Source organism: Geobacillus sp. 46C-IIa (genome assembly GCF_014679505.1).
Taxonomy (GTDB): Bacteria; Bacillota; Bacilli; order Bacillales; family Anoxybacillaceae; genus Geobacillus.
Window position 1 is genome coordinate 1,227,171 of sequence record NZ_CP061474.1, and the last position, 16,745, is coordinate 1,243,915.

Annotated in this window: 16 protein-coding genes; 12 read left to right on the forward strand and 4 right to left on the reverse strand. The window is 51.4% G+C overall.

Annotated features, from left to right (window positions below; translation table 11 throughout):
* Positions 1 to 5: 5 nt before the first annotated feature.
* Entirely contained in the window at positions 6 to 137 is a 132-nt protein-coding gene (locus IC803_RS18355; protein WP_255396854.1) for a hypothetical protein, read from the reverse strand.
* A gap of 19 nt (positions 138 to 156) precedes the next feature.
* Positions 157 to 618, reverse strand: a complete 462-nt coding sequence (locus IC803_RS06300; protein ID WP_081210169.1) for a Uma2 family endonuclease — start codon at positions 616 to 618, stop codon at positions 157 to 159.
* Between the two features lie 362 nt (positions 619 to 980).
* Here IC803_RS06300 and glsA point away from each other — a divergent pair, with 362 nt between their 5' ends.
* The 7 genes from glsA to IC803_RS06335 all read left to right on the forward strand — a co-directional run bounded on the left by glsA (position 981) and on the right by IC803_RS06335 (position 8,754).
* Positions 981 to 1,910, forward strand: a complete 930-nt coding sequence (gene glsA, locus IC803_RS06305; RefSeq protein ID WP_081210203.1) for a glutaminase A — start codon at positions 981 to 983, stop codon at positions 1,908 to 1,910.
* Positions 1,911 to 1,923: 13 nt separating this feature from the next.
* Positions 1,924 to 2,328 carry a cytosolic protein gene (locus IC803_RS06310; RefSeq protein WP_081210167.1) on the forward strand — a complete coding sequence of 135 codons (405 nt, stop codon included), beginning with the start codon at positions 1,924 to 1,926 and terminating at the stop codon, positions 2,326 to 2,328.
* 551 nt (positions 2,329 to 2,879) lie between these two features.
* A complete protein-coding gene (locus tag IC803_RS06315) occupies positions 2,880 to 4,193 on the forward strand; it encodes an ABC transporter substrate-binding protein (RefSeq protein WP_081210165.1) in 1,314 nt (437 codons plus the stop codon).
* Between the two features lie 158 nt (positions 4,194 to 4,351).
* A complete protein-coding gene (locus IC803_RS06320; RefSeq protein ID WP_081210163.1) occupies positions 4,352 to 5,659 on the forward strand; it encodes an ABC transporter permease subunit in 1,308 nt (435 codons plus the stop codon).
* Between the two features lie 13 nt (positions 5,660 to 5,672).
* Positions 5,673 to 6,500, forward strand: coding sequence for a carbohydrate ABC transporter permease (locus IC803_RS06325; RefSeq protein ID WP_081210161.1), 828 nt, complete (start codon positions 5,673 to 5,675; stop codon positions 6,498 to 6,500).
* A 365-nt stretch (positions 6,501 to 6,865) separates the two neighbouring features.
* Positions 6,866 to 7,309, forward strand: a complete 444-nt coding sequence (locus IC803_RS06330; RefSeq protein ID WP_081210159.1) for a MaoC/PaaZ C-terminal domain-containing protein — start codon at positions 6,866 to 6,868, stop codon at positions 7,307 to 7,309.
* Positions 7,310 to 7,440: 131 nt separating this feature from the next.
* Positions 7,441 to 8,754: an MFS transporter gene (locus tag IC803_RS06335; RefSeq protein WP_081210157.1), complete on the forward strand. Its 1,314-nt coding sequence runs from the start codon at positions 7,441 to 7,443 to the stop codon at positions 8,752 to 8,754.
* A gap of 488 nt (positions 8,755 to 9,242) precedes the next feature.
* On the opposite strand, the gene IC803_RS06340 is transcribed toward IC803_RS06335, so the two are convergent.
* Complete coding sequence (locus IC803_RS06340) at positions 9,243 to 10,199, reverse strand: RpnC/YadD family protein (protein ID WP_081210155.1); 957 nt, start codon at positions 10,197 to 10,199, stop codon at positions 9,243 to 9,245.
* 477 nt (positions 10,200 to 10,676) lie between these two features.
* Here IC803_RS06340 and IC803_RS06345 point away from each other — a divergent pair, with 477 nt between their 5' ends.
* From IC803_RS06345 to IC803_RS06365, 5 genes are all read left to right on the forward strand, one after another.
* Positions 10,677 to 11,675 (forward strand): LacI family DNA-binding transcriptional regulator, encoded by a 999-nt coding sequence (locus IC803_RS06345; protein WP_081210153.1) that lies wholly within the window; start codon positions 10,677 to 10,679, stop codon positions 11,673 to 11,675.
* A 163-nt stretch (positions 11,676 to 11,838) separates the two neighbouring features.
* Positions 11,839 to 12,918 carry a Gfo/Idh/MocA family protein gene (locus IC803_RS06350; protein WP_081210151.1) on the forward strand — a complete coding sequence of 360 codons (1,080 nt, stop codon included), beginning with the start codon at positions 11,839 to 11,841 and terminating at the stop codon, positions 12,916 to 12,918.
* Positions 12,919 to 12,977: 59 nt separating this feature from the next.
* Entirely contained in the window at positions 12,978 to 13,727 is a 750-nt protein-coding gene (locus IC803_RS06355) for a ThuA domain-containing protein (protein ID WP_081210149.1), read from the forward strand.
* Positions 13,724 to 14,878 (forward strand): Gfo/Idh/MocA family protein, encoded by a 1,155-nt coding sequence (locus IC803_RS06360; RefSeq protein ID WP_081210147.1) that lies wholly within the window; start codon positions 13,724 to 13,726, stop codon positions 14,876 to 14,878. The genes IC803_RS06355 and IC803_RS06360 overlap by 4 nt, the downstream gene beginning before the upstream one ends.
* 123 nt (positions 14,879 to 15,001) lie before the next feature.
* A complete protein-coding gene (locus IC803_RS06365) occupies positions 15,002 to 15,973 on the forward strand; it encodes a sugar phosphate isomerase/epimerase family protein (protein ID WP_081210145.1) in 972 nt (323 codons plus the stop codon).
* A 127-nt stretch (positions 15,974 to 16,100) separates the two neighbouring features.
* On the opposite strand, the gene IC803_RS06370 is transcribed toward IC803_RS06365, so the two are convergent.
* A complete protein-coding gene (locus tag IC803_RS06370) occupies positions 16,101 to 16,568 on the reverse strand; it encodes a CBO0543 family protein (protein ID WP_081210143.1) in 468 nt (155 codons plus the stop codon).
* Positions 16,569 to 16,745 lie beyond the last annotated feature (177 nt).

Sequence of the window (16,745 nt, forward strand, 5' to 3'; positions counted from 1 at the left end):
CGAGGTTATGCCATCGATCGGGCGATTCGCTCCAACTGTTCACGAATCTGGCCGCGGCACACTCCGCTGTGGTAACAGACGACCGTCTCGACATCAACATCAAGCAACTTTCGGACAGACCGTCTCGCTTCGTCCATATCGGGCGTTTCCTGTTTTCTACACGCCTTGGAACACGAGCGCTGTGTCAATCGTTCCGATGACAGAATCGAACATTTCGCCACAGGCGATGATCGTTTCGGCGTATCGATCATGTTCGCGTGTGCACTGACGGATCGTTTTGTTGTAGGGGTCGGCGATCCAGTATTCTTCCACTCCGTAGGCACAGTACAAATCTTTTTTCAGCGTCACATCGATTTTGTAGGTTGACGGGCTGACAACTTCGATGACAATGAGCGGCCGCCCCTTATAGCCACCGATGATTTTTTCCGGTCGTTCACAATAGACAGCGACATCCGGCTGGATAAACTCGTTCATCACGTTTCCGTTCTTTTCGAGTTTCACGGATAAGTTGGAAATCGGTTGGCATGGGCTTTTTCCTTTGATCATGGAAACAAGATTGTCGCAAACGATTTGATGTTCCCATGACGGGGACGGGGACATGTTGATGGCTTCTTGCATGCTCCTCACCTCTTTTTCATTATACTTGAAACCGTTCTCCGCTGCCTACAACAAGGTTGTTTGAGAAAGACGATTGATGTTTATGTGCTCGAAGAAGGGAGATTCCGCCATCAAGGGATGTATGTCCGCGCTGAGACGATTCCTGTCCGTCTGTTTCCCGGATTTGCAATCGAATTGAAAAGAAGAATAAGAAAAACGGCTGCTGTTCAAGCAGCAGGCTTAAGCTGCCACCTTGGGAGGAGCGGGGCGGTGTTTTGTCGGCGGTCCGTTTGGCGAGGGCAAAGCGCCCCCGTCGGAAACCTCTGCTGTTTGAAGCGTTTGGGCATAGAAACGAAAAAAATAGGCGATACTAACGATCGGTGATGCTTGTGTACAATCAAGAAGAACTAGCCCGCTTTGTCGAAGAAGCGAAGCAGTACGCCCGCTACGGAAAAGTGGCTGACTACATCCCCGCCTTAGGCAAGGCGAATCCGAATGAGCTGTCGATTGCCGTGTACACCGCAGACGGAAAAGTTGTTGATGCCGGTGATGTGACAGTCAAGGTGACGCTGCAAAGCATTTCCAAAATTCTTGCCCTGGCCCTTGTGCTGATGGATCACGGAGAAGATGAAGTGTTCCGCAAAGTCGGCATGGAGCCGACAGGAGACCCGTTCAACTCGATCGCCAAACTCGAGGAAGTGCAGCCGTCCAAACCGCTCAACCCAATGATTAACGCCGGGGCGTTGGCGGTGACGCACATGATCCACGGCCGTTCGGTCGAAGAACGGCTCGAGCGGCTCTTGGTGTTCGTCCGCCGATTGGCGGGCAACGAGCAGATCACGTATTCGGAAGAAGTGGCTCAATCGGAGTTTGAAACCGCGTTTTTAAATCGGTCGCTTTGTTATTTTTTGAAGCAGCACGGCATTATCGATGAAGATGTCGAAGAGTTGATGGACTTGTACACGAAACAGTGCGCCATCGAAATGACCTGCATTGATTTGGCGCGCATCGGCTTAGTGCTCGCGCTTGACGGCCGCGATCCGCATTCAGGTGAGCCGCTCATGCAGGCTGATGTCGCTCGCATTTGCAAAACGTTCATGGTCACGTGCGGCATGTACAATGCCTCGGGCGAGTTTGCTATTAAAATCGGCATTCCAGCCAAAAGCGGCGTCTCCGGCGGCATTCTCGCCGCCGTCCCCGGGCGGTGCGGCATCGGCATTTTCGGTCCGGCGCTAGACGACAAAGGAAACAGCCTGACCGGGATCAAGCTGCTTGAGCGGCTGGCGAAAACATACTCATTAAGTATTTTTTAAGGAGGAGACAACCTTGAAAACATTTACGGTCCAGTTTCACCGTGAAGATGACGTGGAAGCGATGAACGTCGGCAAGTTGGGCCAAGAGGATTTTGATAAGGCGACGGAAGGCGGGACGCGGCACTTGTTTGACCTCGACACGAATATCGGCTATTTCGTCTTTTTCGATGCCGAAGACAACGAAGGGAATGTGTCCTACTTAATGCTCCAGTACGAGGAGGAAAGCGAAGACCCGAGCGCGTGCTACAGCTTCGAGTTGAAAGACTTTTATGAGTTTATGGCGCTCTACTTAAACGACCTCGAATACGCCGATGAAGAAGAATTGAATGAAGACGGCGAGGAACAATACGGTCCGATCCACCATTTGGCGCATTTGCTTTACCATGTCGTTGAGGAAGGGAAGACGGTGGAGGTGTGAGGGAAGTGGCTGCCTCAACAGGTTGCTTTTCCCAGTAACAAGCGCAATATATGGTTTCCTAACAGCGGTTTGGTGCGCAAATATCAGAATGGGAAGAGGTGTCCTGTTCTTTGGGATGCCTTTTCTTTGTTTATATACTAAAAAAAGATTTAAGCCCTTGACGAAGGAAATCAAGTCAATGTAAGATGGTTTTGTAATCGATTACATAGGTAGCTTTGCTGAAAGTCTTGATAGGTTTGGAAGAAAACTGTGGACGGTAGACAGGCCTCTTCAGTTGAATACGAATTTGTATAGAGATAAGGGTCATCGTTCCCGCAAGCTTAATCAGATTTTTAAAGGGAAAGAAAGCGGGAAAAAATCGATTCATCAATTGTTTTTTTGTAATCGATTACAAATCAGTCAAGGTAGACAGGCAGCAGAGATTGCCTAAACAGTATGCAAATGAATTAGCATTTCAGTCTAGGGGGGTGATCCGGACTGCGCTAGAGATGTGTTGTTCGGTTTCACTTATGATTTACCGTACAAAAAATAATTAGGGGGATGAATAAAAAATGAAAAAAACGTTCAAATCGTCAGCAGTTTTGTTAGCGCTTACGTTGGGATTGGCGGCTTGCTCCAGCGGCGAAAATGCCAGCCGTGATGCCAATAGCAAAACAGAGGACAGTAAAGAAAGCAAATCCGGCGAAGTGGTTAAGATTGTCTATGCCCGCGGCCAAGATTCAACGAAAGCAACGGAAAAGTTGATTGAAGCATTTGAAAAGACACATCCGAACATCGATGTTGAACTGCGGGAGATGCCGGCTGACACCGGCAAGCAACACGATGCTTACGTTACGATGTTAAATGCCCAATCGTCGGAAATCGATGTCATGGATCTTGATGTGATTTGGCCGGCTGAATTCGCCCAAGCAGGCTATACGCTGCCGCTAGACCGTTTCATTGAGAAAGATGGCATCGATTTAAGCAAATACAACCAAGGGGCTTTGGCAGCTGGGAACTTCAACGGCAAGCAATGGGCGATGCCGAAATTTATTGACACGGGCATGTTGTTTTATCGTAAAGATCTAGTGCCTGAGGATAAAGTACCGAAAACATGGGATGAACTGTTAAAAACAGCAAAAGAACTGAAAGGACAAGGCGGTACGAAATTCGGTTATTTAATGCAGGCAAAACAATACGAAGGACTCGTTTGTAACGCTGTTGAATTTATTGCTTCTTATGGGGGGCAAATCGTTGACAAAAACGGTAATGTCGTCGTCAACAGCCCGGAGGCCATTAAAGGTTTGAAAAAAATGGTGGAGATCGTTCAATCAGATGTTGTGCCAAGCAATGTGACGACCTTTATGGAACCGGAGTCTCACACGGCATTCATCGAGGGACAGGCGCCATTTATCCGCAACTGGCCGTACCAATACGCCTTAGCAAACGATCAAGAACAATCAAAAATTGTCGGCAAAGTTGGCGTTGCTCCGCTTCCGGCTGGCGACAAAGGCTCAGCTGCAGCGCTTGGTGGCTGGATGACAGCGATCAACAAATATTCGAAACACCCGAAAGAAGCGTGGGAATTCGTCAAATTTATGACGGGGCCGGAAGGACAAAAAATTTCGGCCATTTATGGCGGCTTAGCACCGACATTGCCGGAGCTGTTCAAGGATGAAGAAGTGTTAAAAGCCAACCCGTTCTTTGTAGAAGAAGGATTTGTCAACGCCTTGAATGCAGCGGTGCCGCGTCCAGTCGTGCCGAACTATCCGGAAATTTCGGAAATCATCCAAATTAACGTATCAAAGGCATTGGCCGGAGAGCTAACCGTTGAGCAAGCGGTAGCGAATATGGAAAAAGAAATGAAGGCAGCGATGAACAAGTAAAGCGGCCGCGTTGCCCGGCGCGGTGCAGCCCAAATGAGCGAGAAAGAATAACGGAGGAAGCCATTCGTTTTTGATAATAGGTATTAGCCTTCAGGCCGCTCCCTATCCGGCACTGGAGGCTAATATCCTTTTTAACAAAGAGAAGGGGGAAGGCAGCGATGAGGAATGAAAAGAGAATGGAGCGGATCTTAGGCTATTCGCTCGTCGCGCCGGCGTTGCTATTGATTTTAGCGATCGCTATTTGGCCAGTCATCCAATCGTTTTATTACAGCCTGTTCGACTATCGCCTCAACGATCCAACGAAATCATCGATCCATTTAAATTACAGCCTTGATTTGGAGCGGTACTTGCAGAACTATCCATTTTTACAAAGCGCCCTTAAACAGGAACTAGCTGCTGCGGACGGAACAGTAAAAGAAATGCTCATTGAAGTTGAGCAAAAATTAACGAACATGGATGCCGCCATCCGTAAAGATGAACAGGTGGCAAAACAATACGGCCAAGTAAACGAAGCGCTTGATAACTTTGAGACGCCGAGTGAAGAGATGAAAATTGCCGAGTTGGACGAGCAAACGGCGAAACAGTTGACTAGCACAGTTGGCGACGTTGTCCAAACGCTGAGACAAATTCGCAAGGACGGGGAACTGAAGCAGCCCGACAAAGTCGTTGGCCTTGCTGAAGGGCTCACCGACGTCGTCATTGAACCGAACTTTGTCGGTTTGAAGCATTACAAAGACAATTTTAGCGATCCGCGCTTATGGAGAGCGTTATGGAATACAACGTTCTTTACCGTCGTGTCGGTCGCGGTTGAACTTGTGCTCGGGTTAGCCATCGCTTTGCTCATTAACAAGGCATTTTTCGGCCGTGGGCTTGTCCGGGCGACGATTTTAGTGCCGTGGGCCATTCCGACGGCTGTATCGGCACTTATGTGGAAGTTTTTATATGATGGGCAAAACGGGATTGTCGCTAAATATTTTGAAACAGTTGGCCTCGTTGACCGGATGGGGGATTTGTTGACGACGGAAGCAGGGGCGATGTTTGCGGTCATTTTTGCCGATGTATGGAAGACAACCCCCTATATGGCGCTCTTGCTGCTCGCCGGGTTGCAAACGATCCCGAGTTCGTTGTATGAAGCCGCCTCGATTGACGGAGCAACGAAATGGCAGCAGTTCGTCAAGGTCACGTTGCCACTGCTGAAATCAAGTATTTTGGTGGCCCTTTTGTTCCGCACGCTCGATGCGTTCCGCGTGTTCGATTTGATTTACGTCTTAACTGGCGGAGGGCCAGCGAACTCGACGGAGACGATTTCCATTTTAGCGTATAAAGTTATGTTCTCGCAGACGAATTTTGGAAGCGGCTCGGCGTTGGCAGTCATTGTGTTTATTTGTGTCGCCATCATTTCGATGATTTATATTAAGTGGCTCGGTAAAGATTTATTATCCGACAGCGCAAGTGTGAAACGATAAGTGAGGTGAGATCATGACGAAAAAAGCAGGGCCTCTTTTTTATATCTTTCTAGTCATATTTGTCTTTTTTGTAATGTTTCCGTTTTTATGGGTGTTGCTTAGTTCAGTAAAGCCGCTAAGTGAACTGTTCGGTGACCAAGCATTTCAATGGTTCACGAGCCATCCAACATTAAAATCGTATATTTCCGTCTTTGTCAATTATCCGTTTTTGCGCTATTTATGGAACAGCACTGTCGTTGCGACGATTACGACGGTTTATACCGTATTTGTCGCGGCATTTGCCGCTTACGCTATTGCGCGCTTAGAGTTTAAAGGCAAAACGGTCATTCTCGGTCTCGTGTTGGCAGTGTCCATGTTTCCGCAAATTGCAACCATTTCTCCGATTTACATGTTTGTGAAAAAGTTTGATTTAACAAATAGCTATCTAGGATTGATTATTCCGTATACAACGTTTGCACTTCCGTTATCGATTTGGCTGTTAGTCACCTTTTTTCGCAAAATTCCATTTGATTTGGAAGAAGCGGCAAAAATGGATGGGGCAACGCCAATGCAAACGTATTTCAAGGTCATTCTGCCACTAGCGGTACCGGGAGTGTTTACAACTTCGATTCTCGTTTTTATCGCGGCGTGGAATGAATTTTTATTTGCCTTAACGATTAATACGGCGGAAAAATACAAAACGGTCCCCGTCGGCATCGCCATGTTCCAGGGACAGTATACGATCCCGTGGGGTGAAATCTCGGCGGCGACGGTGGTGGTTACCATTCCGCTTGTCATCATGGTATTGTTGTTCCAACGCCGCATCGTATCCGGCCTTACATCTGGATCAGTGAAGGAATAATCGAGAAAGCAAGAGGGCGTCGCAAAGGCAATGGGACGCCCTTTCATCATATGCGCGCGCTCCGACGTTTTTTCCCCACTATCTCCTCCCTCGTATGTTGTATTCAATAACGATCTGTTTTGAAACATGAAATCATAAAAACCGTTCTATCCGCTGCTTCCCATTCATATGTTAGTGACAAGTAGGAGGCCAAACCGTTGTGAAGACCCGAGCGGTTTTCTATGTCTCATGATTTTCGATTATAGTTTGCCGAAAATATACTGAAAATTTGTGAAATTTTTGATCGGTGAATCGTTCTTCCATTGCTTGAAAGGGGGTGGGAATGGGTTCACTCTGTTTGAACATGAAGCAAGGGAGGGATTTCATTGCGTTTTGACCGACCTTTTGAAGGGTATGCCGTAGGCGACCGCTATCGGTCGCGCGGGCGGACGATTACCGAGGCCGATATTGTGCAGTTTGCCGGCGTTTCCGGTGATTTTTATCCGCTGCATACGGACCGAGAATACGCGGGGCAGACACGGTTTGGCGAGCGGATCGCCCACGGGATGCTGACAATGTCGGTGGCGACTGGACTATGGGTGATGGAGCCGGGATGTGTGCTCGCTTTTTACGGCATCGACGCGCTCCGCTTCGTCCGCCCAGTGAAAATCGGCGATACGATTTACGTTGAATCGGAAGTGAGGCAGTTGACTGAGCGGGGCGAGACAGCGGGGCTTGTCACGGTGCACCAACAAGTCGTCAACCAACGCGGTGAGACGGTCATCGATGCGGTTGTGCATGTGCTTGTGGCGCGGGAAGGAAAGAGGTGAACAGCGGGCGGGGCGCTGCTTTGGAAGCCGTCGTGAAAGAGAAAGATGGTTATTGTAAGCGCTGACGTTAAAGGGTAATCGACTAGATCTGCTTCAGCTATTATTCATTCGTTTTTCCGCGGTTTCATATCATGAAAGGGGTGTTGACAGCAGTGACAACGACAATGGATGCGGCGGAATTAAAACGCCAAAAAAGGCGGGCCGCGATTTCGAGTGTGGTCGGCACGACGATTGAATGGTATGATTTCTTCCTTTACGGGACGATGGCCGCGCTTGTGTTTCCACAGCTCTTTTTCCCGCAAAGCGACCCGTACGTAGCGCTTATGCAGTCGTTTACAACGTTCGCCTTAGGGTTTGTTGCCCGGCCGGTCGGGGCTGCGATTTTCGGCCATTTCGGCGATAAAATCGGCCGGAAGGCGACGTTGGTCGCCACTTTGTTGTTGATGGGGCTGGCAACAGCATTGATCGGCTTAATGCCGACGTACGAACAAATCGGCTTATGGGCTGCAGTCTTGGTAACCATACTCCGTCTCATTCAAGGCATCGGGGTCGGCGGAGAATGGGGCGGCGCCATTTTGATTGCGATGGAGTGGGAAGAAGGAAAACGGCGCGGATTGATGGCTTCGCTGCCGCAAATGGGCGTGCCGTTTGGGCTGTTGTCCTCTTCGCTCGTGACGACATTAATGCTCGCGACTGGCGGCGACAGCTTTTATGCGTGGGGGTGGCGTGTTCCGTTTCTGCTTAGTTTCCTGTTGATTGCCGTCGGGCTATATATCCGGCTGAAAGTGCTCGAATCGCCGCTGTTCCAAGAAGCGATGAAAAAACAAGAAACAAGCAAGATGCCGGTCGGCGAGGTTCTCGTCAAACATCCGCGTGAAATTCTTTGGTCCGCGCTCGCACGGGTGATCGAAAACGGATCGTTTTATATTTTTGTTACGTTTATCGTCAGCTATGGGACGACCTTTTTGAACATGGAAAAAAGCATTTTCGTCAATGCGACGATTATCGCTGCCATCATCAATGCACTTGCCATTGTGTATTCCGGCCATTTATCCGACCGATGGGGGCGGCGGCGCGTCTACATGACAGGCGTCATTTTGCTTATGCTTTGGGCGTTTCCGTACTATTGGCTCGTCAACACAAAAAGCGTAGGTCTGATCATGTTGGCGACGATCATCGCCATGGTGTTCCACGGCATGTTGTATGGCCCGCAGGCGGCCATGATCGCCGAAAACTTCCCGACGCGTCTGCGCTACAGCGGCGCCTCGCTCGGCTACCAGTTGGCATCGATCATCGCCGGCGGCCCGGCGCCGCTCGTGAGCACGTGGCTGCTGCATAAATACGGGAGTGCAACGGCCATCTCCTTCTATATCGTCGTCATGGGCTTGATCTCGCTGGCCGGGGTGAAAATGCTGCAAGACCGAGCGCGCCAGGCGCTTGATTAATCCGAGCCCCCTTCCATGTTGCGGGCGCCTTTGCCTGAACGCAAAGGCGCCCTTTTACCTTGTCTGCTTGCAGTGTGGACGGTCGGATATGTTTGGGTGAACTACCCACCACCTACGCTTCGCTTAGAGGGAGGTGGGGGGTTCAAGCGACTTGTGCGTGTTCACTGAACGGTAAGCTACACACAACAACCCTTTACGCTTCCCTTCGTTCCGAAGGTGTCCGTTTGAACCATAGACGATCATATTCATCGGCGATGGCCAACCGAAATTCATCTCCCACCTACTTATTGGGCGATCACCCTTCACATTCCTTGAGGTGGGAGACTTCTTTCGGAAATTACGTTAAACATCTTTGTAGGTCACAGTCTTTACCAATGCGGAAGTCCTTCAGCAACTAGGACATGCCGCTCATACGGCGATCCGTTGGCCGTTTCGCCAACCGTCTTCGTTGGGCATCTCCCAGAGCCATCCCCTTGTTTTTTATTTTCCTACTCTTTAAGCAATGCCTGAACATCTTTCACTGGAAGATCCACCAACTGGGCAATGTCTTTCTCCGTCATTCCTTTGCGCGCCATGTTGCGGATCAGTTGCTTCATTCCCTGTTTCATTCCCTGTTTCATTCCTTGTTCCATTCCCTGTTTCATTCCCTGTTTCATTCCTTCTTCCATTCCTTGCTTGATCCCTTGTTGAAGCCCGCGTTTCATCCCTTCTTCCCATCCTTCTTTCCTTCCCTTTTGCTCATAGGAAATGATCAGCTCCAATACTTTCTCTTTTTCTTTTGTTTCCATCGCCTTCACCTCTCTTTGCAGTTGTTGCTCTTCCTCCTCCGACAGCTTCACATATGTTTCAAAAAAGCCCAACAACAGCCTTTGCCTCGCTTCATCCAGCTCCAATCGCACCAACATGCGCAAAAACTCTTTTTTTAACTCGATTTTTTCACTTTCAGTATACCCCATTTTGCCAAGAAGGGCAGCCGAAATCGGATTGTTATGCCGAATATAATCCCGCCAATGTTTCTTGCGCAGCTCTACGGGAAAAAAGTGAAACTTTAGCACCTCACCAAAGGGAAACTCAATCGAAAACAAGGATGGTTCATCACGGAGGGTATCATAGCTGAAGACGGCGATCGGAACGATGCGGGTGCGGTATTTTTCGAACAGACGGCTGAAATAAAGAAACATTCGCTCGGGGAATGACAGTTGGATGTACGCCTGGTTTTCTACATGCACAATGATCAATCCGTCTTCTGCTCTCAGCTTCGTCTCAACCAATAGATCGACGCGGTATTTTTCACCTGCCGTGACATCGGTAAACAGTTCTTCGGACAGAAAGGACAAATGGCTGAAATCAATGTGTTCGTGCATCTCGGGGAAAAAGAGGAGAATAAACTCTTCGAAGAACGTTTGGATTAGTTCTTTGAACAATCGGTCATGGTCAATGGCCATTCGATCACCTCACTTTGAAACTTTACATCAATACTGATTCGTGAACAGAAGAAAAAATCCTGCATGGAAAATATAAAAAATGGATAACTAGGAAAAACCTCTGTTTTGTATTTACTTCCCATTTATACAAGCACCGGCCTGCCAACACCGCAAATGTTGCTGGACTTCTGGCTCTTGTCGAAAGAGCGGGGGTGCGCTAGTCTTGGACAATGCCCGGATTCATCATGTGATAAGTCTTTTATAGAGACTAAGATTTGAATCTTGTCCCGCCTACGCTTGCGGTTGGAGTGAGAAGCATCGATTCGTCCCATGCTTACGCTTGCGTAGAAGCTTTCTTGATACGGGATGATCTTTTTAGCCTATGAGAAAGGGGCAAACCATGTCTAAGACGGATTGAAAAAACAACGCTTGACAATTGCCCTGTCTTTCCGATACGATGGAGATGTAATCGATTACATAACTGAGAGGACTACACCGATGGCAAGCATAAAAGACGTAGCGAAGCGGGCAAACGTATCGACGGCCACCGTGTCGCGCGTATTGCGCAACGCGGACAACGTCACGGAGGAGACGAGGCAGCGCGTGCTCGAAGCCATTGAAGCGCTGAACTACCAGCCGAACGTGCTTGGCCGATATTTGCGGAGGATGGAGACCGAAACGGTGCTCGTCGTTGTGCCCGATATTACGAATCCGTTTTTCTCAAAGGTGTTGCGCGGCATTGAAGCGGTCGCCCTCGAGCATGGCTATCAGGTGCTGCTCGGCGATACGCAAAATGACGCCCGGCTTGAGGAGCAATATTTGAATGTGCTGCCGCAAAGACAAGTGGACGGGATGATTTTTTTAACCGCTCGCATCCAGAAAGAACTGATGGAAGAAATGACGCGGCAGTTTCCAATCGTCTTGGCGTGCGAGTATTTGGAAGGGACGGACATCCCGACCGTTTCGATCGATAACATCAGCAGCGCCCGCAAGGCGACAGAGCACTTGATCCGCCTTGGCCATCGCCGCATCGCCCATCTGTCCGGGCCGATGAACATCATTTTGAGCCGCGATCGGTTGCGCGGCTACTACCAAGCATTGGCGCAGCATGGAATCGATGCCGACCCAGGGCTCGTGCAAGAAGGCGACTTTTCCTACGAATCGGGATACAACATGACATTGAAGCTGCTCGCCTTTGAAGAGCCGCCGACCGCCATTTTCGCCGCCAACGATGAGATGGCGATCGGGGCGATCAAGGCGGTCCGCCACCGCGGCGGGCGCGTTCCGGACGATGTGGCGGTCGTCGGATTTGACGACATTCAAATGGCCTCGATTTTTGAACCGAGTCTCACGACGATCGCCCAGCCGATGTTTGAGATCGGCCAAAAAGCGATGGAGCTGTTGCTTCAGCTGATCGAAGGGGGCGAGGTCAGCCGCCGCCAGTTTGTTTTGCCTGACCACCTCATCATTCGCGACTCGTGTGGGGGGAGCGTCTAGTTTGATGGAAGCGCTCCCTTCCCCGGCGGCAGAGGAGCAGGTCAGTTTTTTTGTAAATGTGATGTAATCGATTACATCACAAAGGGTGTTACTTCAAACAAATAATAGAGGCGACGTGGAAGCAAGTCGCGCGAAAACAAATGAACGCAAGGGGGAAATCGATATGGAAAACGCACGCCCAATCCGCCTCGGCTTGATTGGAGCTGGAGGGATTTCCAACGAACACATCAAAGCGGCGCTAAAGCTTTCGGAGCGCGCCGTCTTGCAGGCGATTTGCGACGTCAATGAACAAGCAGCCGTGGAAAAAGCGAAAACGTATGGCATTCGCAACGTGTACAGCGACTACAAAGAGCTGCTCACCTCACCAGATGTCGATGCCGTCATCATCACCGTGCCGAACTTTTTGCACGCCCAAGTGGCGGTCGACAGCTTGCGGGCCGGAAAACACGTGCTTTGCGAAAAGCCGATGGTGATGAAAGCGGAAGAAGCGGATGCCATCATCCGCGCCCGCGACGAATCGGGGAAACAATTTATGGTCTCGCTGAACAACCGATTCCGTCAAGCGGCGCAATGGCTTCATGAACGCATCGCAGAAGGCGCGTTCGGCGACATTTATTACGCGAAAACGGGCTGGGTGCGCCGCCGCGGCATTCCCGCATGGGGGGCGTGGTTTTTTGACCGTGAGCGCTCCGGAGGCGGTCCGCTCATCGACTTAGGCGTTCATATGCTTGATGTCACGCTTTGGCTGCTTGGAAACCCGAATCCGATCGCGGTGACGGGGAAAACGTACGCCAAATTTGGCCCGCGCCACCAAGGGGCATGGCCGGGAACGGCGTTTGCGCCAACCGCCTCGTATACGGTCGAAGACTTCGCTTCGGCGTTCATCCAGCTCGAAAACGACGCGACGGTGCTGCTTGAGACGAGCTGGGCGTCGCACATCGAAGAGGAGCGGGCGTATGTCGAGTTTCTTGGCACCGAAGGCGGCGTGCGCTGGGAGTGGAATGTGGCTGGAAACCGCCAAGAAGTGAAATGGTTCCGCAATGAACACGGCGTTCCAGCGGATGTCACCCTCCATTTTGACGATCAAGGCGAACGGGTGGCGCTCCTTGACCATTTCTTGACGAGCATCGCCGGGAACACATCACCGCTTTGCACGGCGGAACAAGGACTCACGATCGCCAAAGTGCTGGAAGCGATTTATGCCTCGTCCGAACAAGGGCGGCAAGTCCGCATTGAATGGTAAAGATCAACTGCTTTGTGCTTGCCGCGGCAAGCCGAAATCCAATCGAGGGGGAAGAACATATGACAACACCGATCCGCGTCGTCGTCTGGAACGAATTTCGCCATGAAAAGAAAAATGAAAAAGTAAGAGCCATTTATCCGGAAGGGATGCACACCGTCATCGCGAGCTACTTGGCTGAAGCCGGGTTTGACACAGCGACCGCCGTGTTGGATGAACCGGAGCACGGCTTGACCGATGAGGTGCTCGACCGGTGCGACGTTCTCGTCTGGTGGGGGCATATCGCCCATGACGAAGTGAAAGACGAAGTGGTTGAACGCATCCACCGCCGCGTGCTTGAAGGAATGGGGCTTATTGTTCTCCACTCCGGACATTTCTCGAAAATTTTCAAAAAGCTGATGGGAACGACATGCAATTTGAAATGGCGCGAGGCGGATGAAAAGGAGCGTCTCTGGGTCGTCGCCCCGGGCCATCCGATCGTCGAAGGGATCGGACCGTACATCGAGCTTGAACAGGAAGAAATGTACGGCGAGTTTTTCGATATTCCGGAGCCGGACGAAACGATTTTCATCAGCTGGTTTGAAGGCGGGGAAGTGTTCCGCAGCGGCTGCACGTTCACGCGCGGGAAAGGGAAAATTTTCTACTTCCGCCCCGGCCATGAAACGTATCCGACGTACCATCATCCAGATGTGCTGAAAGTGATCGCCAACGCCGCCCGCTGGGCCGCGCCGGTCAACCGCGGGGAACTCGTCTTCGGCAACGTCAAGCCGCTTGAACCGATCAAAGCGAAACAAGGGGGAGTGACGCAGTGAAACCGATCAACGTCGGCATCGTCGGCACGGGCTTTTCCGCTTCGTCCCATATTGAGGCGCTCCGCCGCCTGCCGTTTGTGAACATTGTCGCCATTGCCTCAAGCAGCCAAGAAAAAGCGGAGGAAGCCGCGCGCCGGTTCGGGATTCCGAAAGCGTACGGCGACTACCGGGCGCTGATTGACGACTCGGACGTGGAAGCGGTCCACAACTGCACGCGCAACGTCTTGCATTTTCCGATTAACAAGGCCGTGCTGGAGGCGGGGAAACATTTGTTGTCGGAAAAGCCGCTCGCCATGGACAGCGAGCAGTCGACCGAACTGAAACAACTGGCGGACAAAAGCCCGGGTTTGAGCGCTGTCTGCTTCAACTACCGCCACTACCCGCTCGTCGCTGAGGCGAAAGAGCGGCTCGCCCGCGAAGCGAAGCGCGTCCATTTCGTCTATGGCGGCTATGTGCAAGACTGGCTCCTTTATGACACCGACTACAACTGGCGGCTCGATCCGGCGCAAAACGGCCCGTCGCGCGCCATCGCCGACATCGGTTCGCACTGGTGCGACACGGTGCAATACGTACTCGGCAAACGCATCGTCGAAGTGTTCGCCGATTTGCGCACCGTCCATCCGGTTCGCTACAAGCCGAAGCAGGAAGGGAGCACGTTTACATCCGGACGCGCTCAAGACGCCGAACCGGTGGAGATTGATACGGAAGACGGCGGCAGCGTGCTCGTCCATTTTGACGACGGCGCCCATGGGGCGTTTACGATTTCCCAAGTGAGCGCCGGCCGGAAAAACCGGCTCTATTTTGAAATCGCTGCCGATGCCATGACGCTCGCCTGGGACCAAGAGCACCCGAACCGCCTTTGGGTCGGGCGCCGCAGCGGCCCGAACGAAGAAGTCGTCCGCGACCCGGCGCTTTTGTCGCCGCGAGCCGCTTCGCTCACTCATTACCCGGGCGGCCATGAAGAAGGCTGGCCGGACGGGCTGAAAAACTTGTTTCTGGACTTTTACAGCGCCATCATCCGGAAACAACGCGGCGAGGCGCTCGGGGAACTGCCGTTTGCGACGATCGCCGACGGCCATCGCACGATGGCGATCGTTGACGCCATTTTGGAAAGCCACCGGACGAAACAATGGGTGCGGGTGGCGGAATAAACGGCGTCGGCGCGGCCTTTGCCAGCATGGTTGCTAACGGAGCGCCAAGCCAAAACAAAACGACACGGTGGGGCCGGCCGCCGACTGACCGGCCCTATACCGCGAGAAGGGGGAGAAACACCAATGAAAGTAGGCGTATTTACCGTCTTGTACCAACAGCTGCCGTTCGAAGACATGCTCGACAAAGTGGCTGCGATGGGCATTGAAGCCGTCGAGCTTGGCACCGGCAATTACCCGGGCAACGCCCATTGCGATCCCGATGCACTTTTGGACCAGCCGGAAAAAATCAAAGCTCTGAAAAAAGCCGTCGCTGACCGCGGCCTTGTGATCAGCGCCTTAAGTTGCCACGGCAACCCGCTTCATCCGGACAAAGCGTTCGCGAAACAGTCGCATGATACATGGAGGAAAACGGTCAGGCTCGCTGAGCAGCTTGAAGTCCCGGTCATCAACGCCTTCTCCGGCTGCCCGGGCGACCATCCCGGCGCCAAATACCCGAACTGGGTCACGTGCTCTTGGCCGCCGGATTACTTGGAGATTTTAAAATGGCAATGGGAAGAAGTCGTCATCCCGTACTGGCGCGAAGAAGCAGCGTTCGCCAAAGCGCACGGCATCACGCAAATCGCCTTTGAAATGCATCCGGGCTTCGTCGTCTACAACCCGGAAACGCTCCTCAAACTGCGCGAACACGTCGGTGAAGCGATCGGCGCCAACTTTGACCCGAGCCACCTGCTTTGGCAAGGCATCGACCCGGTTGAGGCGATCAAACTGCTCGGCCGCGAAAAAGCGATTTTCCACGTCCATGCGAAAGATACGTACTTGGACGAAGCGAACATCCGCAAAAACGGCGTGCTTGATACGAAACATTACAGCCAAATTCTCGACCGCTCGTGGGTGTTCCGCACCGTCGGCTACGGGCAAAGCGAAAAAATGTGGCGCGACATCGTCAGCGCCCTGCGCGCCGTCGGCTATGACTATGTGCTCTCCATTGAACACGAAGACATGCTCGCCTCGATCGACGAAGGGCTGTCCAAAGCGGTGGCGCTCTTGAAACACGTGCTGTTCAAAGAAGAACTGCCCGAGATGTGGTGGGCGTAAAAAGAAGGCGGCAAGGAGCGGGGCTCTTTGCCGCCGATGGTTGTTTTTCACGAGCTTGGCATTCTATTGCTTCTTCAGTTGCGAAGTGGCACGATTGAGCTCCATTGTCCGATCAATCCCCATCCTCCTAGCGAGCTGCCTGTTCTCGCTTATGAATCAGCTTCATGAGCATTCGAACGGAAAACGATAGAACGAAAATGGTGACAAACGAATGCATCCATGTCCATCGGTGGTATTCAATCAAATCCGTGTACTTTTCGTAAAGCACCTCAACGGCTGTCAAAGCAGCGGCATACAATGCACACTGGATAATAATTCCGGGTAGGCGCGAGTGATATGAAGTTTGGTAAAAATAAACACAAACGATCGGATAAAGAAAGTATTCAAAAAGGATACTCGCCTTAAAATATGGGCCTAAAAACCGGACGGGATACTCTAAAAGCTTGGCTTCTACGACAATAATGCCAAAAAACGTGGAAAAGTACGCTTTTAACAAGAACACTAAAATTTTGTCCTTGATCGGCGGGGTTCGCAAACTGAAAAATAATAGAGCAACGCCAACAACAAGCAGCGCCCACAAATGGACCCGATCCATGCGTTCGTCCTCTCCTATGATGGCTTTGCTATTAGTTATTATGGACAGGTACGGCTTAGTATAAAATCATCTTCGACGAAGCAGTTTTTGTCCGGGGACTTTGCCGCCGAAGGAAAAGGCTGCCCAACGTTCCCGGAAGGATGGGGATTGAATAGGAAATGGGGATAAAAAATAAGA